Source organism: Bradyrhizobium sp. AUGA SZCCT0182 (assembly GCF_018130185.1).
Classification (GTDB): Bacteria; Pseudomonadota; Alphaproteobacteria; order Rhizobiales; family Xanthobacteraceae; genus Bradyrhizobium.
Genome location: NZ_JAFCLY010000008.1, coordinates 88,169 through 110,253, shown reverse-complemented (window position 1 = coordinate 110,253; position 22,085 = coordinate 88,169). Strand labels below are relative to the sequence as shown.

At 60.7% G+C, this 22,085-nt stretch carries 23 protein-coding genes; 15 read left to right on the top strand and 8 right to left on the bottom strand.

What is annotated here, in order from left to right:
- Positions 1–7: 7 nt before the first annotated feature.
- From JQ611_RS11550 to fabI, 5 genes are read left to right on the top strand one after another with little or no spacing between them, the layout of a single operon-like run.
- Complete coding sequence (locus JQ611_RS11550) at positions 8–1,156, top strand: AI-2E family transporter (protein ID WP_212262848.1); 1,149 nt, start codon at positions 8–10, stop codon at positions 1,154–1,156.
- 9 nt (positions 1,157–1,165) lie between these two features.
- A complete protein-coding gene (locus tag JQ611_RS11545; protein ID WP_212262849.1) occupies positions 1,166–3,394 on the top strand; it encodes a DUF3141 domain-containing protein in 2,229 nt (742 codons plus the stop codon).
- Between the two features lie 38 nt (positions 3,395–3,432).
- The gene (locus JQ611_RS11540) at positions 3,433–4,395 is read left to right on the top strand and encodes a phosphate acetyltransferase (protein ID WP_212262976.1); all 963 of its coding nucleotides are present in this window, start codon (positions 3,433–3,435) and stop codon (positions 4,393–4,395) included.
- Between the two features lie 5 nt (positions 4,396–4,400).
- A complete protein-coding gene (locus tag JQ611_RS11535) occupies positions 4,401–5,615 on the top strand; it encodes an acetate/propionate family kinase (protein WP_212465495.1) in 1,215 nt (404 codons plus the stop codon).
- Complete coding sequence (gene fabI / locus JQ611_RS11530) at positions 5,612–6,400, top strand: enoyl-ACP reductase FabI (protein ID WP_212465494.1); 789 nt, start codon at positions 5,612–5,614, stop codon at positions 6,398–6,400. The genes JQ611_RS11535 and fabI overlap by 4 nt, the downstream gene beginning before the upstream one ends.
- 28 nt (positions 6,401–6,428) lie before the next feature.
- Here the strand turns inward: fabI and JQ611_RS11525 are convergent, their stop codons facing one another.
- The 3 genes from JQ611_RS11525 to JQ611_RS11515 are packed head-to-tail and all read right to left on the bottom strand — an operon-like array spanning position 6,429 to position 8,202.
- Complete coding sequence (locus JQ611_RS11525) at positions 6,429–6,887, bottom strand: MaoC family dehydratase (RefSeq protein ID WP_212465493.1); 459 nt, start codon at positions 6,885–6,887, stop codon at positions 6,429–6,431.
- A gap of 13 nt (positions 6,888–6,900) precedes the next feature.
- Positions 6,901–7,551 carry a 3-oxoacid CoA-transferase subunit B gene (locus JQ611_RS11520; protein ID WP_212262853.1) on the bottom strand — a complete coding sequence of 217 codons (651 nt, stop codon included), beginning with the start codon at positions 7,549–7,551 and terminating at the stop codon, positions 6,901–6,903.
- Positions 7,552–7,554: 3 nt separating this feature from the next.
- Positions 7,555–8,202, bottom strand: coding sequence for a CoA transferase subunit A (locus JQ611_RS11515; protein ID WP_212465492.1), 648 nt, complete (start codon positions 8,200–8,202; stop codon positions 7,555–7,557).
- Between the two features lie 263 nt (positions 8,203–8,465).
- Here JQ611_RS11515 and JQ611_RS11510 point away from each other — a divergent pair, with 263 nt between their 5' ends.
- Positions 8,466–8,924: a potassium channel family protein gene (locus tag JQ611_RS11510; RefSeq protein WP_212390606.1), complete on the top strand. Its 459-nt coding sequence runs from the start codon at positions 8,466–8,468 to the stop codon at positions 8,922–8,924.
- On the opposite strand, the gene JQ611_RS11505 is transcribed toward JQ611_RS11510, so the two are convergent.
- Positions 8,902–9,585 carry a helix-turn-helix domain-containing protein gene (locus JQ611_RS11505; protein ID WP_212262856.1) on the bottom strand — a complete coding sequence of 228 codons (684 nt, stop codon included), beginning with the start codon at positions 9,583–9,585 and terminating at the stop codon, positions 8,902–8,904. The genes JQ611_RS11510 and JQ611_RS11505 overlap by 23 nt on opposite strands.
- Before the next feature lie 377 nt (positions 9,586–9,962).
- On the opposite strand from JQ611_RS11505, the gene JQ611_RS11500 reads away from it, so the two are divergent.
- On the top strand, positions 9,963–10,595 hold the full coding sequence (locus JQ611_RS11500) for a response regulator transcription factor (RefSeq protein WP_212465491.1): 633 nt from the start codon (positions 9,963–9,965) through the stop codon (positions 10,593–10,595).
- Positions 10,596–10,630: 35 nt separating this feature from the next.
- Here JQ611_RS11500 and JQ611_RS11495 read toward each other — a convergent pair whose 3' ends face one another.
- Positions 10,631–11,260, bottom strand: coding sequence for an invasion associated locus B family protein (locus tag JQ611_RS11495; RefSeq protein WP_212465490.1), 630 nt, complete (start codon positions 11,258–11,260; stop codon positions 10,631–10,633).
- Between the two features lie 25 nt (positions 11,261–11,285).
- Positions 11,286–12,173, bottom strand: coding sequence for a S9 family peptidase (locus JQ611_RS11490; RefSeq protein ID WP_212465489.1), 888 nt, complete (start codon positions 12,171–12,173; stop codon positions 11,286–11,288).
- A 187-nt stretch (positions 12,174–12,360) separates the two neighbouring features.
- Here JQ611_RS11490 and JQ611_RS11485 point away from each other — a divergent pair, with 187 nt between their 5' ends.
- The 3 genes from JQ611_RS11485 (at position 12,361) to JQ611_RS11475 (ending at position 14,955) form a co-directional block, all read left to right on the top strand.
- A complete protein-coding gene (locus JQ611_RS11485) occupies positions 12,361–12,597 on the top strand; it encodes a DUF1275 family protein (RefSeq protein WP_212390608.1) in 237 nt (78 codons plus the stop codon).
- A complete protein-coding gene (locus tag JQ611_RS11480) occupies positions 12,594–14,324 on the top strand; it encodes a SulP family inorganic anion transporter (protein WP_212262861.1) in 1,731 nt (576 codons plus the stop codon). Before JQ611_RS11485 ends, JQ611_RS11480 begins: the two co-directional genes overlap by 4 nt.
- Positions 14,325–14,520: 196 nt before the next feature.
- Positions 14,521–14,955, top strand: coding sequence for a hypothetical protein (locus JQ611_RS11475; protein ID WP_212262862.1), 435 nt, complete (start codon positions 14,521–14,523; stop codon positions 14,953–14,955).
- A 42-nt stretch (positions 14,956–14,997) separates the two neighbouring features.
- Here JQ611_RS11475 and JQ611_RS11470 read toward each other — a convergent pair whose 3' ends face one another.
- Together JQ611_RS11470 and JQ611_RS11465 are read right to left on the bottom strand one after the other, a co-directional pair.
- Positions 14,998–15,585 carry a polyphosphate kinase 2 family protein gene (locus JQ611_RS11470; RefSeq protein ID WP_249133098.1) on the bottom strand — a complete coding sequence of 196 codons (588 nt, stop codon included), beginning with the start codon at positions 15,583–15,585 and terminating at the stop codon, positions 14,998–15,000.
- A 71-nt stretch (positions 15,586–15,656) separates the two neighbouring features.
- Positions 15,657–16,112: a hypothetical protein gene (locus tag JQ611_RS11465; protein ID WP_212262863.1), complete on the bottom strand. Its 456-nt coding sequence runs from the start codon at positions 16,110–16,112 to the stop codon at positions 15,657–15,659.
- Between the two features lie 194 nt (positions 16,113–16,306).
- Between JQ611_RS11465 and JQ611_RS11460 the strand changes: the two genes are divergently transcribed.
- The 5 genes from JQ611_RS11460 to JQ611_RS11440 all read left to right on the top strand — a co-directional run bounded on the left by JQ611_RS11460 (position 16,307) and on the right by JQ611_RS11440 (position 21,962).
- On the top strand, positions 16,307–16,726 hold the full coding sequence (locus tag JQ611_RS11460; RefSeq protein ID WP_212262864.1) for a hypothetical protein: 420 nt from the start codon (positions 16,307–16,309) through the stop codon (positions 16,724–16,726).
- Between the two features lie 167 nt (positions 16,727–16,893).
- Positions 16,894–18,801 carry a HAMP domain-containing sensor histidine kinase gene (locus JQ611_RS11455; RefSeq protein ID WP_212465488.1) on the top strand — a complete coding sequence of 636 codons (1,908 nt, stop codon included), beginning with the start codon at positions 16,894–16,896 and terminating at the stop codon, positions 18,799–18,801.
- A 122-nt stretch (positions 18,802–18,923) separates the two neighbouring features.
- The gene (locus JQ611_RS11450; protein WP_212465487.1) at positions 18,924–20,585 is read left to right on the top strand and encodes a DUF3300 domain-containing protein; all 1,662 of its coding nucleotides are present in this window, start codon (positions 18,924–18,926) and stop codon (positions 20,583–20,585) included.
- Positions 20,582–21,514, top strand: a complete 933-nt coding sequence (locus JQ611_RS11445; protein ID WP_212262867.1) for a DUF2950 domain-containing protein — start codon at positions 20,582–20,584, stop codon at positions 21,512–21,514. Before JQ611_RS11450 ends, JQ611_RS11445 begins: the two co-directional genes overlap by 4 nt.
- Entirely contained in the window at positions 21,498–21,962 is a 465-nt protein-coding gene (locus JQ611_RS11440; protein WP_249133097.1) for a hypothetical protein, read from the top strand. Before JQ611_RS11445 ends, JQ611_RS11440 begins: the two co-directional genes overlap by 17 nt.
- Positions 21,963–22,085: the final 123 nt, after the last annotated feature.

Here is a 22,085-nt window from a genome sequence, read left to right as displayed (position 1 = left end):
CGCGTCCTTGAAAACCTTTCGCCAGCTCCGGTCCGGAGAGGACCTCATCCAGCTTGCGATCCGGCTCGGATTGCTCGCTTTCCTGGTCTACTGGACGTTCGTTCTCATCCGTCCCTTTGTGCCGATCCTGGCCTGGAGCATCGTACTCGCCGTCGCGCTCTATCCTGTCTTTAATCTCCTTTCCAGGCTTCTCGGCGGTCGTCCGAGGCTCGCAGCGGCAATTCTCACCGTCATCAATCTCGCCATCGTCATCGGGCCGGCGACCTGGCTTGGCTTGAGTGCAGTGGAGGGAGTGAAGGATTTCGCCGCAAATCTGAGCGCTGGTAACCTGGCGGTTCCATCACCGCCGGACGGCGTCAAGAATTGGCCGCTCATCGGTCCTCAGCTTTTCGAGCTCTGGAACCAAGCGTCCGACAACATTCGAGCGGCCCTGCGCGAGGTGGTGCCCCATCTGAAGCCGTTGGCTGGCACCATGCTCGGCCTCGCGGGCAATGCCGGCGTGGGAACGTTCAAGTTTCTCCTGTCTGTGGCGCTGGCCGGCTTTCTCTTTCCCTACGGCTCGCAGCTAGTAGGGGCGGGCAGGGGCTTTCTCCATCGCATCGTGCCCGAACAGAGCGAACATTTTCTGGAACTGGCGGGTACGACCATACGCGCGGTATCCCAGGGCGTCATCGGCGTCGCGATCATCCAGTCCCTTCTGGCGGGCATTGGCTTCAAGCTGGCAGGCATTCCCGGCGCCGGCCTGCTGGCCTTCGTGGTTATGATCCTGACTATCGTGCAGATCGGCGCGGCGATCGTCCTGGTTCCCGTGATCGTCTGGATCTGGATCGACAAGGACTTTACCACAGCGGTTCTGATGACGGTGTTCCTGGGCATTGTCGGCATACTCGACAACATCTTGAAGCCGCTCTTGATGGCGCGCGGCCTGACGACGCCGACGGTCGTCATCCTCGTCGGGGTGATAGGAGGAACGCTCGCGCATGGAATTGTTGGTCTCTTTATCGGACCGATCATTCTCTCCGTGTCCTGGGAATTGACGGTCGCCTGGATACGCATCGATCGTACCGACGCGACATTGCCGGATCGACTTTCGAACGTTGACATAAATCAACGTTCGATGCCGCGAGGCTCGTTGAGTGAACTTCCCGACAAGTGAGGTCGAAACATGGCGATGGACAAAGCAACGTTGCCGGGCGGTCCGATGTCAGGGCTAGTCGCTTCGGCTGTAGAGTACATGATGGACGCTGGCCAGCGCAGCGTCCTGTTCCTGGACGTCCTGCGTCAACGCGGCGATCAGTATCGGGAACACGTGGCGCAAACGGCACCGCATGTCCTGCAATACGCCGCCGAACTGATCACCGACGGCCGCAAGCTGGATGAACCGGTGAATTATGCGCTCGTACGCATCATTCCGCCCAAAGGCGTCGAAATAGATCTCGACCGGCGACCGTTCATCGTGGTCGATCCCCGCGCCGGGCATGGTCCGGGAATCGGGGGATTCAAGGCGGACAGCGAAATCGGCGTTGCGATGAAAGCGGGTCATCCCTGCTATTTCATCGGATTCCTGCCCGAGCCGATGCCTGGACAAACAATCGAGCGCATCGCGCGCGCCGAAGCCGTGTTCATCGAGACGGTCATCAGCCGCCATCCGCAGGCCGACGGCAAGCCTTGCGTGATCGGAAACTGCCAGGCCGGCTGGGCCGTCATGATCCTGGCGTCGCTGCGGCCGGAACTGTTCGGACCCATCATCATTGCAGGCGCGCCGCTTGCCTATTGGGCAGGCGTGCATGGCAAAAACCCGATGCGCTATTCGGGTGGCCTGCTCGGAGGAAGCTGGCTAACCGCGCTGACTAGCGACCTCGGAGCCGGCAAATTCGACGGCGCCTGGCTCGTGCAAAACTTCGAGAGCCAGAATCCTTCGAATACGCTGTGGACCAAGCAGTACAACGTCTACTCAAAGGTCGATAGCGAGGCCGACCGATACCTCGAATTCGAACGCTGGTGGGGCGGGCACGTCAATCTGAACGCCGAGGAAATCCAGTTCATCGTCGATGAACTGTTCGTCGGCAATAATCTCGCCGCCGGTCGGATCACGACGTCTGACGGTCAGCCGGTCGATTTGCGCAATATCAGATCACCGATCGTGGTATTTTGCTCAAAGGGGGACAATATTACCCCGCCGCAACAGGCGTTGGACTGGATCCTCGATCTCTATGCAGACGTCGACGAAATCAGGGCCTACGGTCAGACGATCGTCTACACGGTTCACGAGAGTGTCGGCCATCTCGGCATTTTCGTTTCCGGCGGCATTGCCAAAAAGGAACACGCTGAATTTTCCAGCAATATCGATCTGATCGATGTCCTGCCGCCCGGTCTCTACGAAGCAACTTTCGAGGCCAAGGGCACCGATACGACGAATGCCGACCTCGCCGCCGGCCAGTGGGTGATGCGCTGCGAGGCGCGGACGCTTGAAGACATCCGTGCCATGGGCGGCAATTCTCCCGAGGATGAGCGGCGGTTTGCCGCCGCCAAGCGCGTTTCGGAAATCAATCTCACGGCCTACAAGAAGTACCTCCAGCCCTGGATCAAGGGCATGGTGAAGCCTCAGGCGGCGGAGATGATGCGCAATCTGCATCCGTTGCGGCTTCAGTATGAAGCTTTCAGCAGTCGGAATCCGTTCATGGCGATGGTGAAGTCGCTGGCGGAGCGGGTGAGCGAGGATCGCAAGCAGGTCTCGACAGACAATCCCTTCGTTGCCTTTCAGGAGCAGATCTCCAAGCAGATCGTCAATGCGCTGGACAGTTGGCGGGATTCGCAGGAGGCGCTCAGCGAGGCGACCTTCCTTGCGGTCTACGGCTCGCCGGCGTTGCAAGCGGCTGTCGGAATCGATCCGCAATCGGCCCCATCGCGCCGGCAGGAAATGTCTGCAGCACACCGTGAAATGCTCCAGAGGCGGATAGCCGAGCTGAAATCCAAAATCAGCGAAGGCGGCCTTCGCGAAGCGGCCATTCGCGGTCTTCTGTATGTCGGGTCGGCGAGGGGGATGGTGGACGAGCGGAGCCTAGAAGCATTGCGCAACGTTCGCCGTAGCGACTCCGGAGCGCGGCTAACGCTGACAGAGTTCAAGATGCTGGTCCGCGAGCAATTTTTCATGCTTCTGCTGGATCAGGAGGGAGCACTGGCGGCGATACCGAAGCTCTTGCCCGACAATGCAAAAGCACGCCAGGCGGCTTTCGCAGCGATTCGCGAAGTGCTGTCCGCGAGTGCCGCAATATCGGGAGAGGTCGCGAAGCGTCTGAAGCGTGTTGCCAAACTGTTCGGCGTCGATGCGGGCGAATTTTCGGATAAGGCTTCGAAGGGCGCCCCTTTCGATCCGAAGGCGAAGGCATCGTAGCGTTTACTGGAAAGATCCGGAGCGACATCATGAAAGCCATGCCAGCCGATTCAGGAAAAGCGCGCTCTCCGAGCAAGTATGACCGTCTGATCGCCGCGGCCAAGGCGGTGCCACCGGCGCCGACCATTGTCGTGCATCCCTGCGATGAAACCTCGCTGCGCGGCGCCGTCGACAGCGCGGCGGCGGGCATTATCCGGCCGGTGTTGGTCGGGCCTGAAGGAAAAATCAGGGATACGGCCAGCAAATACGGCCTCGATATTTCCGGCTTCGAGATCGTCGATGCCCTGCACAGCGAGGCCGCGGCTGCAAAGGGTGTTGAGCTCATCCATGCCGCCAAGGGCGAGATGCTGATGAAGGGCAGCCTGCACACCGACGAGTTGATGCGTAGCGTCACGGCAAAGGTGGACGGCCTGCGGACTGACCGGCGGATCAGCCATGTGTTCGTGATGGATGTGCCGGCCTATGCCGAGACGCTCTTTGTAACGGACGCGGCCATCAACATCTTTCCAGATCTCGATGCCAAGCGGGACATCATCCAGAACGCGATTGATCTCTATACGCAAGCCGGCTTCGGCAAATCACCGCGTGTGGCGATCCTGTCCGCCGTCGAAACCGTTACCTCCAAGATTCCATCCACGATCGAGGCAGCGGCGCTCTGCAAGATGGCGGATCGCGGGCAGATCACCGGGGGCGTGCTCGACGGACCACTTGCCTTCGACAATGCGATCGATGTGGAAGCGGCACGGATCAAGGGAATCAAATCCGAGGTTGCCGGCCGGGCGCAGATCCTGCTCGTTCCCGACCTCGAAGCCGGCAACATGCTGGCGAAGAATCTCGCCTACTTCGCCAAGGCGGATAGTGCCGGCATCGTGCTCGGCGCCCGGGTGCCTGTCGTTCTGACGTCGCGTGCGGACACAGCGCGCGCGCGGATGGCGTCCTGCGCGGTTGCGGCTCTCTATGCAAATGCAAGGCGCCAGCGTGCTCCAAATGTTGCCGCGTGATTGCCATGGATACGATCCTCGTCGTCAATGCTGGCTCCTCGAGCGTCAAGTTCCAGATCTTTTCGGTCGAGGGAGAGGGAAAGCTAAAGCGGCTGATCAAGGGCCAAATGGATGGCATTGGCAGTCGTCCTCGCTTGCGGGCGAGTGGCGCGGACAGTGATCCATTGGCCGACCGCGCCTATCCGATCGAAGCGGTTCCGGATGTTCCGGCCGCGATGGGTATCGCAGGCGGATGGCTGCGCGACGAACTTCGCATTAGCCCGATGGCCGTCGGTCATCGCGTCGTTCATGGCGGTCCGGACTTTGACCGGCCGGTGCTGATTGACCACGGCGTCGTAGCCCGGTTGGAGCGGTTCGTCGCGCTGGCCCCGCTTCATCAGCCGCATAATTTGGCCCCGATCCGGTCGCTGCTGGCCAATTTTCCAGCTCTTCCGCAAGTGGCCTGTTTCGACACCGCGTTTCACCGCACGCACGACGCCGTGGCTGACTACTATGCAATTCCGCATCAGCTTCATGCCGAGGGCGTGCGGCGTTACGGATTTCACGGTCTCTCATACGAATATGTCGCGAAGACCTTGCCGCAAGTCGCACCCGCAATCGCAAAGGGGCGGGTGATTGTCGCCCATCTCGGTAGCGGCGCCTCCATGTGTGCGCTGAAGGGGGGACGCAGCATTGAGAGCACCATGGGGTTCACCGCCCTCGACGGGCTGCCCATGGGAACGCGCCCGGGGCAAATCGACCCTGGGGTCCTGCTCTATCTGATCTCCGAAAAGGGAATGTCGGCCGCCAATGTCCAGAACTTCCTCTACCGCGATTGCGGATTGAAGGGGCTCTCGGGCATCAGCAACGATATGCGTGAACTGGAAGCTAGCGAGGATCCCAAGGCGAAACTGGCGGTCGACTATTTCGTTTATCGCATCGGCCTCAACGCCGGCATGCTTGCGGCCGCGTTGCAGGGGCTGGACGCTTTCGTCTTTACCGCCGGTATCGGGGAAAACTCGGTGGCTATCCGGGCACGCATCGCCGACCAACTGAGGTGGCTTGGGGTGACCCTCGACGAGGCCGAGAATTCCCGCCACGCGCGCCTGATATCCCGTTCCGACAGCCGTATTCCGGTCTACGTCATACCGACCGACGAGGAGCTGATGATCGCGCAGCATACATTGTCGCTGCTGTTGAACACGCCATCGTCCAGCGCCAGACATGAGAGGGTGTCATGATTCCCGTATTCCCGGATTCCAAGGTCGCCCTGAAGGGCAAGAAAGGCCTGATCGTCGGCATCGCCAACGACCAATCGATCGCATGGGGGTGCGCCAAGGCCTTTCGTGCGCTCGGGGCTGATCTCGCCGTGACCTATCTGAACGACCGCGCCAGAAAACACGTCGAGCCGCTCGCACAGGCATTGGAGGCGCCGATCTTCATGCCAATGGATGTCATGGTCGAGGGCCAAACGGAGCAGGTGTTCGAACGGATCGGGAAGGAATGGGGGCAGCTCGATTTCCTGCTGCACTCGATCGCCTTCTCTCCGAAGGAGGCGCTCCATGGACGCGTGGTGGACGTCGGCCGCGACGGCTTCCTCAAGACGATGGACGTTTCGTGCTGGTCATTCATGCGAATGGCGCATCTGGCCGAACCGTTGATGAAGAATGGTGGAACTATGTTCACCATGACCTATTACGGCAGCCAGATGGTGGTGGAGAACTACAATGTGATGGGTGTGGCGAAAGCGGCGCTCGAAGCAGCCGTTCGCTACATGGCCGCGGAGCTGGGCCCGAAGGGCATCCGCGTTCACGCGATTTCACCCGGCCCGCTCGCCACGCGCGCAGCGTCGGGGATTCCCGAATTCGACGAACTGATGGACAAGGCGCAATCGAAGGCGCCGGCGCGCAGTCTCGTCAGCATCGACGACGTCGGCAACGCAACCGCATTTCTGGCGCTCGACGGCGCCAAACTCATCACGGGCGGCGTGCATTATGTCGACGGCGGCTATCACATCATCGACTGAGTGCGTTTGACGCGGTCCGCCGCGCCGCCTAGCGATAGTGCAGGGCGATCAGCTCGGCGACGCACGCGGGGTGCTTGCCGCCCTCGATCTCGATCACGAGATGATAGTTCACGCGCAAGCCATCCGGCGGCACGTCTTCCGCTTCCGCGACCGTAACGCGGCCGCGCAGCCTTGAACCCGCCGGAACCGGCGCAAGATACCGTATCCTGTCCGCCCCGTAGTTCAGGGTGTTGCGCAGACCTTTCAGCCCGATCACCGATCGAATGAAGAGCGGCGCGAGCGCGAGCGACAACAGTCCGTGAGCGATGGTGGTGCCGCCTGGCAACTCCTTCTTCGCGCGCACCTGGTCGATATGGATCCACTGCTCGTCGCAGGTCGCTTCCGCGAACTGGTTGATTCGTTGCTGCGAGACTTCGACCCAGTCGCTTGTGCCGATCTCGGAGCCGAGAGCGGATTTGATCTCGTTGAAGTCGCTGAATATCCGCATGCTCGTTACCTTGTCAGATCCTCATTTCGGGGACCGTATCGGGAATGACGAGCTCGGCATCCGTTACGGCGATGACCTCGGCGATGCTGACACTCGGCGCGGTTTCCAGCAGGGTCGCTTTACCCTCCGGGAAAGCGATGACGGCCATGTCAGTCACGACCAAACTTACCGGCCTTGTCGACGTCAGCGGCAGGGTACATTTGGCGACGATCTTCGATTTTCCCTTCGCGGCGTGCTGCATGGCAACGATGACCCGCTTGGCGCCGCTGACGAGGTCCATTGCCCCGCCCATGCCCGGCACCATCTTGCCGGGGATCATCCAGTTGGCGAGATGCCCGTGCGCGTCGACCTGCAGGCCGCCGAGGACCGTCACATCGACATGGCCGCCGCGGATCAATCCGAAGGATATCGCGCTGTCGAAGGTGCTGGCACCCGGCAGAGCGCTGATCGGGCGTCCGCCCGCGTCGGTCAGAAGCGGATGAGCCATGCCTTGCTCCGGCACCGGTCCTGTCCCGATCAATCCGTTTTCCGACTGAAAGAACACCGTAAGCTCTGGTGGAACGTAGTTGGCGACCAGCGTTGGAATGCCGATCCCCAGGTTCACGAGATCGCCGGTATGGAGCTCCCGCGCGACGCGCCGGGCGATGATCGTCTGTGCATCCATGGTTCACCTGTTTGTAATCAGGTAATCGACGAGCGGCGCCGGGGTCATGACGTGATCGGGTGCGATGACGCCCACGGGCACGATGTGCTCCGCCGTTACGATCACGGTGTCGGCCGCCATCGCCATCACCGGGTTGAAATTGCGTGCGGTCAGCGCGTAGGTGAGGTTGCCGAGGTAATCGGCCAGAAAGGCGTGGACCAAAGCAAATTGCGCCCGCAGCGCAGTCTCGAGCAGAAACGTCGTTCCGTTTACCTCGATCTGGCGCTTGCCTTCGGCCACCGAGGTGCCGATGCCGGTTGGCGTGAGTACGCCTCCGAGACCGCAACCACCCGCGCGAATGCGTTCGACGAAGGTCCCTTGGGGTACGAGATCGACGGCGATCTGATTGGCCAGCATCTGCTGCTGTGCCTTCGGATTGAGGCCGATGTGGCTTGCAGTGAGGCGCGAGACGAGAGCCGCATCGAACAGCTTGCCAACGCCCTTGCCAGGCACCGCAGCGTCGTTGCTGATCAGCGAAAGGCCGGTCTTCTGCTGTCTGACCACTTCGTCAAGCAGGCGTTCCGGCGTTCCGACACCCATGAAACCGCCAACCATGATGCTCGCCCCGGCCGGGATCATTGCAACGGCTTCTTCGACGGAAACGGCCCTCATGATTGAAACTCCGGTCGATCAATGAAAGGGCGGAAGTAGCAGCGATGATGAGGAGGGCCGTCGCCACATCTTTGATCTGCGTCAAGGCTTTCCGCTATTCCGCGCAGGGAATGGTAATGTCGACGCCTTTGAGCGCTTGCGCCCATAACGGGCGAATCTGCCACAAGGCGGCGGGTGTCTCTACCTCAAAGAGTTGAAGTCAGTTCCAAGGCCGGCAGAGGCGCTCGATGGCCCTTGCCGGTCGCACCCAGCAAGAGAAAGCAATGGCGCTTCAATTCCTGATCGGCTTCGTCGTCAGCGTGATCAACATTATGATCCATGCGCTGGTGACAGTCGGTGCGGTCGGCATTGCCCGCTCCGCGGGATTGCGGCACCGCGAGCGGCCGAGATTGCACTTGATGACCGTGATGGTTGGAACTGCGGCGGCCCTGATGGTGGCGCACACTCTGGAGGTCTTTGTTTGGGCGCTAGCCTATTCGCTCGTCGGTGCGGCCCCTGCCGACAGCGATCTGCTCTATTTCGCCTTCGTAAATTACACCACCCTCGGTTACGGAGATATCACGCCTGTACAAGCCTGGCGACTGACCGGGCCGATGACCGCAATGAACGGTATCCTGATGTTCGGCTGGTCAACCGCGGTTCTGTTCGAGGTGCTCCGCAAGACGCTCGAGCGCTTCGCGTCGATCGGCGCTCCCGGTTTCAGTTCTGCAGATCGAGGGTAGCGAGCTGCCGTCGATTCAGAAGGACAATCTGGCGCTGATTGCTGCCGATGAATCCGATGATGCCGTGTTCATGCAGCCGCGATAGTGCACGAGACACCGTTTCCAGTGTCAGCCCCAGATAGTCGGCAATGTCGCGCCGCGACATCGGCAGTGGCATGACGCCTGCCGCCGTAAGTCGTCGGTCCATCTCGATCAGGAAGGCGGCGACGCGCTCCAGAGAAGTCTTGCGACCGAGCAGCAGCATGTGGTTCTCCGCATGCTGCAGATTGTCCGTGGTCATGCTGAGCAGGTTCCGCGAGACCATGGCATCGCTCTCCGCCACCATCTCGAGGCTCCGCCGTTTGATCAGGCGAACCGTGGTGCTCACGATCGCCTCTGCCGTAAACCGATGCTCGTTTCCGTTTTCCAGTCCGAAGATGTCGCCGACGAGGTGGAATGCGCCGATCTGGCGACGGCCGTCCGAAAGCAGCTTGTAGCTTCGCACTGCGCCCGTCTTGACCTGATAGACGTAGTCCGCAGGCTCCGTTTCCCCGTAGATTTCGGTACCTTTCTTGTAGGTAAATTCGTTTAAACTTACTTTTGGATTTGAATCACTCGTTATTCCGAGTTCGCCGAGAGAGGTGGGACGGGGGGTCGGATCGGTCGTGATACGGACAAACATGACCAACTCCTGTACGGTAACCCGTTATTGGGCGTGGTCGGCCTTCTGAATATTTTGTGGGAAGGTATGCGCTCCGTTGGGGTAGCTAATCTTCTGCGAAGGCAACATTTTTTACTATTGTCTGAAGGTTCATTGTACCAAAGGACAGGTCTATAATACGGCGCCAGAGAAGACAGCTCTCGGGACGGATACCGTCCCCTGGTCTTGGCGTTTGAATGTTCTGCTATGCCAACGTTTTTGGGCAGTAGTGTTTGATCAGATCGATTGCTCGCCGCCGCAAGGATGCAGCATGCGCTGGAGACGATCGCGATGGATGTGGGCCCCAACCCCTCAGGTGGGAGCGAGATGTCAGTTCGAGTGACGGCTAGGAGGGGACATTGCCTGGCCTTGTTTACGTGGTGGATGACGATGCTTCGTTTCGGACAGCGATTGCACGCCGGCTGAAATTTGCTGGCTATGACGTCGAAACATACGCATCGGCCCAACAACTGCTCGATCGTCTGCCGGCTTCTGAAAAGCCCGGATGCATCCTGCTTGACGTGAAATTGCCCGGACTGAACGGGCTGGAGTTGCAAAGCCGCCTCATCGAGCTCCGGTCGATCCTGCCGATCGTCTTCGTCACCGGCCATGCCGACACCCCGACGATCGTACAGGCAATCAAGGCAGGCGCCGAGGATTTCCTGACCAAGCCGGCATCATCAGAGCAACTGCTCGCAGCGATCGAGCGCGCCTTGGCGCGCTATGAGTTGGCACGCAGCCAACGAGGCGCGCTAGATACGGCTCTTGCTCATCTTGCGACACTGACGCCGCGTGAGCGACAGGTCTTCGATTCGATCGTGCGCGGCAAGATCAACAAGGAAATTGCCAGGGAACTGGGAACGACCGAGCGCACGGTGAAAGCGCATCGTCATGAAGTGATGGAAAAGATGCAGGTGCACTCGCTCGCGGAACTGGTCTCGAGCGCGGAACGGCTCGGCCTTATCGGTCGCAACGAAAGTTTAGGCAGCTAGCCGGCGTGCAGCGAAATCCTGGCGCAATTGTCGCCTCATTCGTCGATGTCCTGTTCGAACGTCTGCGCTGGCGCTCCCTGATGGGCCGGCGCAAACTGACCAAGCGGCAGCGACGTGGAGAGCGTCAACAGGCTCGAATCCACGAATTCTAGTCGCAGCGTCTGACCCGAAGCCATTTCCTTGACCATCTTTGGATCTGCCATGCTGCCCGCGATGCAGGCATTGGTGAGGCACCAGGTATAAGGCACGAGATGGGGCTCGCCTTGGTCGATCGTAAGCTTGACCGGCGTCGGCAGATACATGCCGACGGGGGAGAACACCTGCAGCCGTGCAGTGGCGTCGCCTTCACGCTCGACGATATCGACGCGGACCGCCACCTGGCCGGTCGCGAACCTGCCGGTAATCGAAATCCGACAGATCATTTTTGCGCCGCCTGGCTTGAAGCACAGTTTTTTCCAGCCTCCATAAGCGATGTCCTTTACCTCTCGCTGCCCGCGGGGCGCAATTTCGGTGTCCGCAGGTTTCGGCGCGGCGGTCGGGTCTGGTTGTGACGCAGCAGGCCGGTGAGATGCCAGGCTCGCGACAGCAGCCAACAATAGGGCCACGAAGGTGGGGATCGCACAATTGCTTCCGCGGTGCGGTTCGATGCGATGTGAGCGTGACATGGGTGGCCTCCAAGCGTGGCGTTACCTATCCTTGTTCGTCGAGAAACTTCGTCACGAGCGGCGACCAGATCGGTATGGCATCGGGAGAGCCGATAAAGAAATGTCCATCGTTACCGAATGGCGCTACCAAATGGTACTCGGCCTTGCCGCCAGCTGCGGTAAAGGCCTCGTGCATGCGTTTGGACAGGGTAGGGCCGAAGAAGGTATCGTTCTCGATGTAGATCCACAGCATCGGCACCCGCGATGTGCGGCCGAACTCACCGGTCACTTCCACCAGTTTGTCCGGCGCGCAATTGTTGTTCGGCTTGCCGTCTACACGTCCGCCACGGCCGGCGGCGAAGGTGATGATTGCCTTGACCTGGGGCGGGTTCAGGCTTGAAAGCGCGATCGAGGCCCAACCGCCGGCGGATTGCCCGACCACAATGACGCCGTTCGGCACGATGCGCTTTTCGGCGATCATGTAGTCGATGATCCAGAGGTCAACCTGCGCAACCGCAAGGCCAGGAGCGCGGAAATTGGGATTGCTGCACTTTCCGACTTTCGAGAAGAACGGGCCGTAGAGTCCATGCTCGGGTATGTCGATGGCCGCGGCGCCGTAGCCGGTGCCGACGGGGGCCACCACGAGGTAGCCGCGTTTGGCAAACCACTTGGCGGCATCGCGAAACTCCACAAGAGGAAAAAAGCTGCGGCCGGTCGGGGTCATTGAAACGCCATGGTTCATGATCACGAGCGGGAACGGCCCATCGCCGACCGGCCGCACCAGGTAGGCGAACATCGGGAGCGGCAGCGGCAGCGCCCAGATCTCTTCCTGGATAGGGCGCGACGTGGCCTGATCGTCCGCACGCGATGGCGTGATCAGATTTGCGAAAAGCAGCAGTAACGTAGCGAGGCCCCGGAAGCTCTGCTGACACATGTCACGACTCCCTCGATGTGGCGACCTGCGCAAATCTAACCAACGAGGCAACGCTGGAGATGGCCTGCCTGACAGTGTCCATGGTCGCATTCCCCCGGCGCATCTATCGATCGTGCATCAATTTGAATCCCGGAATTCGTCGAAAGCTTGATCCAGATCAATTCGCGTCGGGCTCGAGGTGTCGCCTATGATCACCGGCAATCTGCGCCAGGCGACTGAGGGAGTGTTCGCCGTGGTCTCCGGGCAACTCGGCTCGCTTCACCGCCCCGGCATCCTTGCAGCATTGTGCGTCGCTTTTGGTATTGGGGCGGCTGTCGGCGCCTACGCAATGAAGCTTATCCCGGACCTCGCGATTGGCCTGCCCGTGCTGGTGCTGCTGGTCGTCCTGTTTCGCTGCGAGACACTCAATGAGGGGCGCCTATGAAGTCGCGCTCGTTTCCGCGAACGGGCTGGACACGGATTTTTCCGCCGTTGACCTGGCTTGCTGAATACAGGAGGGCTTGGTTACGCCATGATGCGATCGCCGGCGTGACGCTCGCCGCCTATGCGATCCCGGTGTCACTGGCCTATGCGGGCCTTGCCGGGTTGCCGCCCCAGGTCGGCATTTACGGCTACATGCTTGGCGGCTTGGGCTACGCTCTCCTTGGATCGTCCCGCCAGCTTGCGGTCGGCCCAACCTCCGCAATCTCGCTCATGATCGCCGGCAGCGTCGGGGCGCTCGCCGGAGGGGACGCGATGCGCTTCGCACAGATCGCGAGCCTTTCGGCATTCGCGGTGGCGCTGCTTTGCCTGATCGCCTGGCTTTTCAAGCTCAGCATTCTCGTCCGTCTGGTCAGCGACAGCATTCTCGTCGGCTTCAAGGCGGGGGCCGGACTCACAATCATCATGAGCCAGTTGCCGAGCCTGTTCGGCGTGGCCGGTGGTGGCCACAACTTCTTCGACCGGGCCATTCGGCTTGCAGGACAGGTCGGCGACACCAATCTGCTCGTATTGGCAATTGGAGTTGCAGCGATCCTGCTCCTGCTCCTCGGTGAACGGTTTTTATCGGGCAGGCCGGTCGGGCTCGCCGTGGTGGCGCTGTCAATCCTGATGGCAACCGTGTTCGCCCTTCCGGCACTGGGCGTACCTGTTACCGGAAACATCCCGGAAGGATTGCCGGCTTTCGAGGTGCCCACTTTCGGGATGCTGGAATTCCAGGAGTTGTTTCCAATAGCGGCCGGATGCCTGCTGCTGGCCTATATAGAAGGTGTTTCGGCGGCCCGGAGCTTTGCCGCAAAGCATGGATACAACCTTGATGTCCGGCAGGAATTTCTGGGGCTGGGGGCCGCCAACCTCGCGGTTGCGTTTGGCCACGGCTATCCCGTGGCCGGCGGATTGTCGCAATCCGCCGTCAACGACACGGCGGGAGCGCGCACGCCCCTGGCATTGGTGTTTTGCTCGTTTGCCCTCGCACTTTGCTTGCTGTTTTTTACGGGATTGCTGACCAACCTTCCCAAGGCGGTGTTGGCTGGCATTGTCTTTGTTGCCGTTTACAGACTGGTCGACATCCGCGCGCTGCTTCGCATGTGGACAGTAAGCCGCATCGACTTCTATGCCGCGGTTATCGCGCTGGTGTCCGTGCTGCTGCTCGGGATCCTCCAAGGTGTGCTGCTCGCCGCCCTTGCATCCATCTTCCTGCTGCTTGGGCGGGCGTCGCAGCCCAACATCGCGTTTCTCGGGCGACTTCCTGGATCGGGCCGCTATTCCGACAGCGCCAGGCATGAGGGTGTGGAGCCGTTGGTTGGTGTCATCGCGTTCCGCCCTGAAGCCTCGCTGCTCTACATCAATGCCGAGACGATTCTGGAGACGGTTTTGAGGGCGCTGCGAAAATCGTCTGACGTCAGGATGGTTGCCTGCGATCTTTCGGCATCCCCCTACATCGATCTGGCCGGGGCACGGATGCTGCTCGATCTCCATGACGAGCTGGCGTCGCGTCATGTAGCGTTCTGCATCGTCGGTGCCCATGCGCAGTTGCGTGACCTGCTGCGGGCGGAAGGGCTGGCGGAGAAGACGGACAGCAGCGAATGGCTCCGCACACTCGACAGTGTGCTGGGCGAGAGCAATGCCAGCGAACGATCCGGTCTCCGTGAGGGACGGTCGCCTGGACCGTGAAGCGCGGCATTCGTCGCGGCTTGGCGAGTTCGTGTCGAGGGAGTGCGCCCCTTGACTTGGATCAAGGGAGTGGGCGGGCAGTGGGTAAATGTCCAGCGACGGCAGTCCCGTATAGACCGGATCGATCCGTTCTCTCCCTCTCGGTCCGTTCGAAGCTGCTGGCTTTCGGAGCGTGGCTCTTCAGAGGAATAAACGCATGAAAAAGTTTGGCATAAGCGTCGCCCTGGTTGCCTTGCTCGTGGGCGCGACTGGTACCAGTACGCCATCCCGAGCTGAAACCGGCCAGGTCGCGGTCGTCTTCACCAAAGGCGGGTTCATCGTCGGAGTCGGAGGTGGCGAGGGTGTGCTCGTGCTCCGAGGCAAGCGCTATCCGTTCACCGTATCGGGCATGAGCGTCGGCTTCACCATCGGAGCCTCGACCACCAAGCTTGTCGGACGGGCCCTCAATCTGAAGGGACCGGCTTCGATCGAAGGCTCGTATGGCGCTGTCGGAGCAGGTGGCGCCGTTGCGGCTGGCGCCGGAGGCGTTCAATTGCAGAATGCCAACGGCGTCATCCTGCAGCTGAGCGGCCCGAAGGTCGGCGCCGAAGTATCAGCTGCAGTTGGCGGGGTAACGATACGTTTGAAATAGAGCCGAACCGGTCGGGCCGCGCAATTGCGCAGCCCAATCTGTTCAGTAGCGCTCTGCCACGAAAGTCATCTCGCTCGAGCCAGCCTGGTCGTCATAGCGTCCTTTGCCGGAACGCTTCGGCAGCTTGACCTTTTCCTTTTGCACGCGCTTGTGCGGGATCAGATCCATCGGGCTCAGCTTCCATTGCCGCAGCGGATCGTTAATTCTGGCCTTGAAGCGGCGCTCCTGCTCGTCCATTCCGACCTTGAGCCAGAGCTTGATCAGGATGACGCCGCCCTCGATGATGTACTTCTCCATCTGGGGACAGAGCAAAAGGAATCGCTCGTGCCGGCGCGGTTGTACCAGCTGCGGTCGAAGATCACGATCGCCTGCAGCCGGAAAATGCTGCATGTAGCGCTGAAGAAACAGTTGCGTATTCTCGCGATCCGACGGCGCCGGCAAGGCGGCCACGCGAAACACGCGTGGACTGACCGTTTCCGTGATCGCCTTGATCGTGCCGCCCTTGCCAGCGGCGTCCCGGCCCTCGAACAGGATAATGACCCGAAGCTTGTTTTCTTTCACCCATTCCTGGAGATGGCAAAGCTCGACCTGGAGCTTTCCTAGTTCTTTTTCATAGTCCTTGCGTTTCATTCCTTCCGTGTGTCCGTCGGCGGACATGGTCACCGTTCCGTTGTTTCAAGCCAGATCCGCCCGAACTGCCCTCAGTCTCCCCAGGCAATGGTGATTGCGACGTCGCCTGGAACACCTCCCGAGTAATCGATGATCTGGTAGCTGATGCGATAGCCGCGCGGTTTCAGGTAGTCGGTCCAGAGCTGGAATATTTCCTTCGGAATCCCCGTCAGTGTATTCTCCCAGCCCGGCTCCTGCTGATTGATGGCGCGGCCCTTGTCGGTGCACAGCGTGTTGGGGAACCGATAGACCTGCACTTCCGTCAATCCGTTTCGCACCGCCCGCTGGATAACGGCCGAGGCGAGCTGGATTTTTTCTTCCTCGGATTTGCCCGACGGACGGCTCAGCCGCTCGATCAGGACGCGTTTTTCGGTTTCGGCGGCAGCGGCAAGGCGCGCGTATTGTTCTGCCTTTTCGGCCTCCTTGAGGGCGGCTTCCGTCCGGATCTGTTTCACGCTGGGAATGAGATTATCGATGCTGCCAGGCATGATTGATGGCTCCTGAGTGGGTGTTCTGCCTCTGCGTTGCCAAAGCTAGGTGACGGCGACGTCGTTCCCTTGATCCAAATCAAGCAATTCGCATCGGGGAGGCCCGCACTGTTTCGCGACGTCTGCGCGAACGGCCAGTTCCGGCTTGGGAGAGGGCGTTGAGCGGTCACTGACAGGGGCTCGAGAGAAATCCGATGACTGTGCTTCGAAACCTGGCCCTCGCGGCGGCAGTCTCACTCTGCTCTGCCTTGCTACCACCGCATCGGGCGAATGCGTTCGAGCTCACCGGTGCATGGGCCACGAGTGCGGACCAATGCGCCAAGGTGTTCACCCGCAAGGGACGCGCAAACAGGGTGAGTTTCACGAATTTCTCCGGCGTGTACGGTGGCGGCTTCATCGCCGAATCCGATCGCCTGAAAGGCAAGCTTGAAAATTGCCTGATCAAGTCGAGGAAGGAGGATGGTCAAACCATCAACCTGGTGGTCGCTTGCGCCTCAGGCATCATGCTTTCAAACGTCCAGTTCTTCCTGAAGGTGATTGATGACAACACCATCTCCCGGGAGTTTCCAGGCATGGAAGGAATGGATGTGAAGTATCACCGCTGCCAGATCTAGCCGCAGGAGCTTGCTATGGCTCCTCCTGCGTGCAGATCGGAGGACCGCCTGCGGTCGGGTCACGACGCGCTGTTAACGTCGTCCGACCCGGCTGAGGGGTTGGCTGCAGTGTCGCTCGCGCTGGGAATGTGCTCGAATGCAGCCGTTCGAACTGCCGGGGTAGGTGGATGAGCGCACGCGTCCCGACCGCAGCGATCAACCCGGGCTGGCCAGTCCTGGCCGTCCGTCTCTGCGTCTGCCTGTTGCTCCTGGCAGCCATGCTGCCCGGACCGGCAAGCGGCGAGCCGCGCGGCGAACCCAAACGTGTGCTGATGCTGCACTCGTTCGGGCGCGACTTTCTGCCGTGGAGCGCATTTGCCCGCACCATCCGGACCGAGCTCGAGCAGCAGTCGCCGTGGCCACTGGAGCTTCAGGAGCACAATCTACTGTCGGCACGGTTCAACAACCCGGGACCGGAAGCGCCGTTTGTCGACTATCTGCGGTCACTTTACTCGGGCCGTCCGCCGGACATCGTGGTGAGCATTGGCGCACCTGCGGCCCGGTTTGTTCAGAAATATCGGGCACAGCTTTTCCCTGAAACGCCCATGGTGCTGACGGCGGTCGAGCAGCGACTGGTGAACCGAACGGACCTGACCGACAACGACACCGTCATCGCGGTCTACAACGATTTCTCGGCCTTTTTCGACAGCATTCTTCAGGTCCTGCCGGACACGCAGACGATTGCCGTGGTCATAGGCGCCTCGCCCCTGGAGAAATTCTGGCTCGAGGAGGTAAAGAGGGAAGGCAAGCCCTTCGAAAGCCGGGTCGCATTCGTCTGGTATGCCGATCTCTCCTTTGCGGAAATACTCAAGCGGGCGTCGATGCTCCCGCCACATACTGTTCTGTTCTGGGGCTTGATGTCGATCGATGGTGCAGGTGTCGCCCATGAGGGCGATCTCGCCTTGCGCAACCTTCGTGCGATCGCCAACGCCCCGATCTTTTCTTTCCAGGAAGCCTATTTCGGCCGAGATACCGTCGGCGGCCCGATGCATTCAATCAACGAATCGAGCGAAAGAACCGTCAATGCCGCCATCCGCATTCTCGGTGGCGGGAAACCAGCCGATATCAAGGTGCAGCCGATCGGATTTGCATCGCCAAAGTACGACTGGCGGGAGATGCAGCGCTGGGGCATCAGCGAGAGCAACCTGCCCCCGGGGAGTGAAATCTTGTTTCGTGAGCCCGGCATATGGGAGAGATATAGTTGGCAGCTGTCGCTGATTGCGTGCGTAATCCTGATCCAGGGAGGGTTGATCGGCGGATTGCTCCGTGAACGGAGTCGCCGCCGTTTCGCCGAAGTCGAATCGCGTCAACGCCTGGCGGAGCTTGCACACCTCAACCGCTATTCGGCTGTCGGCGAACTGACGACTTCGATCGCGCATGAGATAAATCAGCCGCTTGGCTCCATCCTTACCAACGCCGAGACGGCCGAACTCATGCTGAAGAGCTCTTCACCGAATCTCGATGAAGTCAGGGAAATTCTCGTTGACATCAGGCGTGACGATCAGCGCGCCAGTGAAGTGATACGTCGCCTACGCAGCGTGCTGAAGAAAACACCTTTTGAGATGCGAGATATCGAGCTGAACGAGACGGTACGGCAAGTGATCGGATTTGTCGCAGCCATGGCCCACGGCCGCGATATCGCACTGAAGTGCTGCACGGCCTCGGCGGACCTGCACGTCAAGGGCGATGTTGTTCAGCTGCAGCAGGTTTTTCTCAATCTGATGATCAACGCGATGGATGCGATATCCGAAGCGGAGGCGAAGAAGCGCGAAGTTAGCGTAACCACGAGCCTTTCGGGCGCCAGTGCGGAAATCAGGATTAGCGACACCGGCGCCGGTATCGCGACCGGCGATCTCAAGAACGTCTTCGATCCGTTTTTCACGACAAAGCCGCAAGGCATGGGCATGGGACTTGCGATCGCCCGCACCATCGTCGAAGCGCATCACGGACAGATTTCTGCGGAAAATCAGCCGCTCGGCGGCGCGCTTTTCACGATCAGGCTTCCGATCGCTCGCGATCGATCAACGTCGGCCTGATATACGCCCGCCACGCTGCTCTTGCGGCGCAGCAAGGCGGTACCGCAGGTTCCTTGATCTTTATCAAAGAACGACCTCGCCTCGGACCGATTCTTGCCGCGATGAGCCCAAGGAGGGGCGTGATGTTCCGCTGCGGCAAGACCCTTATCGCACTCGCGTTGCTAATCGCGAATGCTGTCGCCGTCTCCGCTCAAACGACCGACAATCCGCCTGCTCCGAGTAGTTCGGCGCAACCGACCAGCCAACAGCCGCCGAGTGCGGAACTGCTGAAGCCCGAACAACTCGAGGCGCTGGTTGCGCCGATTGCACTCTATCCCGACGAGTTGCTGGCAAATGTGCTGGCGGCATCGACCTATCCGCTAGAGGTGGTGCAGGCCGATCGTTGGCTCAAGGAACACAAAACCTTGAAAGGCGATGCGTTGAAGAAGGAGGTCGAGAAGCAGTCGTGGGACAATAGCGTCAAGGCGCTCACGAGCACCGCAGACGTCATTTCGATGATGAGCGATAAGGTCGACTGGACCAAGAACCTCGGCGATGCCGTGCTCGCGCAGCAGCCGGATGTGATGGACGCGATCCAGCGCCTCCGCTCCAAGGCCTATGACAACAAGAAGCTGGTCACCACCAAGCAACAGAAGGTCAGCGTTCAAACCCAGGAAAACAAGCAGGCGATCGTCATCGAGCAGGCCGATCCCAATACGATGTACGTGCCGTACTACGATCCGGCGACCGTTTATGGAGCCTGGCCTTATGCGGAATATCCACCCTATTACTTCGGGTACCCGTCCTATATCGGTGCCGGAGTGATCGCGGCCGGTCTCGCCTTCGGTACAGCCTGGGCGATCGGACGCTGGGGCAATTACTGGGGCGGTGGATTCAACTGGGGCAACCGCAACGTCTACGTCAACCACTTCAACAGGACGACCAACATCGGGAACAATTGGCAGCACAACCCGGCGCATCGCCAGGGCGTGCGATACAACAACGCGAACGTTCAGCAGCGCTTCGGTAACAACAACCTGAAGGCGGGCGCCTCCAATCGGATGGATTTCCGCGGCCGCGACGGACAGCAGGTGCTTCGTCCAGGGCAGGATCGGCCGGGCGCTGCCGATCGCGCTGGCGATCGGGCAGGTGATCGCGTCGGCGACCGGGCGGGGGACCGTGGTGGCGATCGTGTCGGGGATCGCGGCGGCAATCGGCCGAGCACGGCGGATCGTGCCAAAGCCGGCGGCGGAGATCGTGCCAAGGCGGCCAAGGGTGGCGGCGATCGCGCGAAGGCCGCCAATCGTGGAGGTGGCGGTGGCCGCGGCTCGGCCATGAATGTGTCGTCGGGCAGGGCTGCTGCGGCGCAATCGGCCCGTGGCCGGGCAAGTATGGCGAGCATGGGCCCGCACGGCGGCGGTCCGAGCTTCGCCGGGCGGGGCGGCGGCGGTGCGGCATTTGCCGGTGGAGGAGGTGGCTTCCGCGGCGGCGGAGGTGGCGGCGGCTTCCGTGGTGGTGGCGGCGGCGGAAGGCGCTCCGACATCGAACTGAAGCATGATGTCGTCCTGCTCGGTCATCTCGCTAATGGTCTCGGCTATTACCGCTTCAGCTATCTCGGCAGCAGCAAGCCCTATGTCGGCGTCATCGCGCAGGAAGTGCAGACCGTGGCGCCAGAGGCCGTGACCCGCGGTCCGGACGGCTATCTCCGCGTCCGCTACGAACAGCTGGGATTAAAACTGCGCTCCTACACCGACTGGCTTGGTAGCGGCGCAAAGATTCCGACTCCAGCGGAGGTCTTGCCATGATCATGCTTAAACCGCTCGGTCGCGCGGCTTTGGTGGGCATCGCTGCAATCGTGGCAGTGGCGCTGTTGACCACTTCTGTGTCCCGGGCGCAGCAGGCCTATCCCTCGCCGGAGGATGCCGCGGCGGCGCTGGCTGCCGCAGTCAAGACCGGGACGAGGAGCGCGATACTCAAAGTCCTCGGCAAAGACGGGAAAGACATTGTCGAGTCCGGTGATGACGTTGCCGATGCTGAGATGCGCCAGCGGTTCCTGTCCGCCTATGACGCCAAACATTCCATCAAGGCCGAGGGAAACAAGAAGGCTACGCTCGTCCTCGGCGCGGACGATTTTCCATTCCCGATTCCCTTGGTGAACAACAGGACGGGCTGGGAGTTCGACCCGGCTGCGGGGCGTATCGAAATTCTGTATCGTCGCATCGGACGCAATGAACTGGACGCGATTCAAACCTCGCTGGCTTACGTGGATGCGCAGAACGAATATGCCGAAAAGGATCGCACCGGAGAGGGGGTAGGGGTCTACGCACAACACATCGTCAGTAGCCCGGGCAAGAAGGATGGGCTGTTCTGGCGCGACGATCGCGAGCCGAGCCCGCTGGGCGAATTGGCGGCGCAGGCCTCTGCCGAAGGGTACAAGGTCGGAGAGCAGGCGGCACCCTACCACGGCTATTATTATCGAATTTTGAAGGGCCAGGGATCCAACGCGCCGGGTGGAGCTTTGAACTACGTCGTCAAGGGGAAAATGATCGGCGGCTTCGCGCTGATCGCATACCCCGCCGAGTACGGAAATTCCGGCGTCATGACCTTCATGGTCAATCATGCCGGTACCGTCTACCAGAAGGATCTCGGAACACGTACCGATAGCATCGCCAAGCGCGTTTACTTGTTCGACCCGGATCAGACCTGGAAGAAGGTGGATGTGGCGGCTCCTTAAGCGCAGGAAAGCTGAAGCGATGTCATGGTTGGTTCGGATCGCTGTGGTCGCGCTTTTCGCCGCTGTTCTTCCGGCGACATCGCTCGCGCAGGCGCCCGGCTATGTTCGCGTCAAGCTTCTCAAGGCGGGCTTGATGGTGGGCGCCGGTGGCGGCAGCGGCGTCCTGACGTACCGCGGTCGCGACTATCCGTTCCGAGTATCCGGTCTCAGCCTGGGTGTAACGGCTGGAGCATCGGTCAGCCGGTTGGAAGGATGGGCTTCGGGCATTAGGCAGGTCAGCGACTTCGCCGGTACCTATAGCTCCGTCGGTGGCGGGGGCACCTTCGTCGGTGGATTCGGAGGCGTTCAGTTAGGGAATGAGAAGGGCGTAAAGATCGCCCTGCAAGGACCCCGGGCAGGGATGGAGTTCGCCGCGAACCTCAGCGAGGTCAGGATTTCACTGAAATGAGTTCACTCAGCCGCCGTCGGGGAGTCCCGTTCTTGCTACGATCTTTCATTTGCTTGACCTAGATCAAAGGTGGAGGTGCCAGCGCTCCGATGGTCAGGCCACGCGCCGAATTGCGACGCTGCA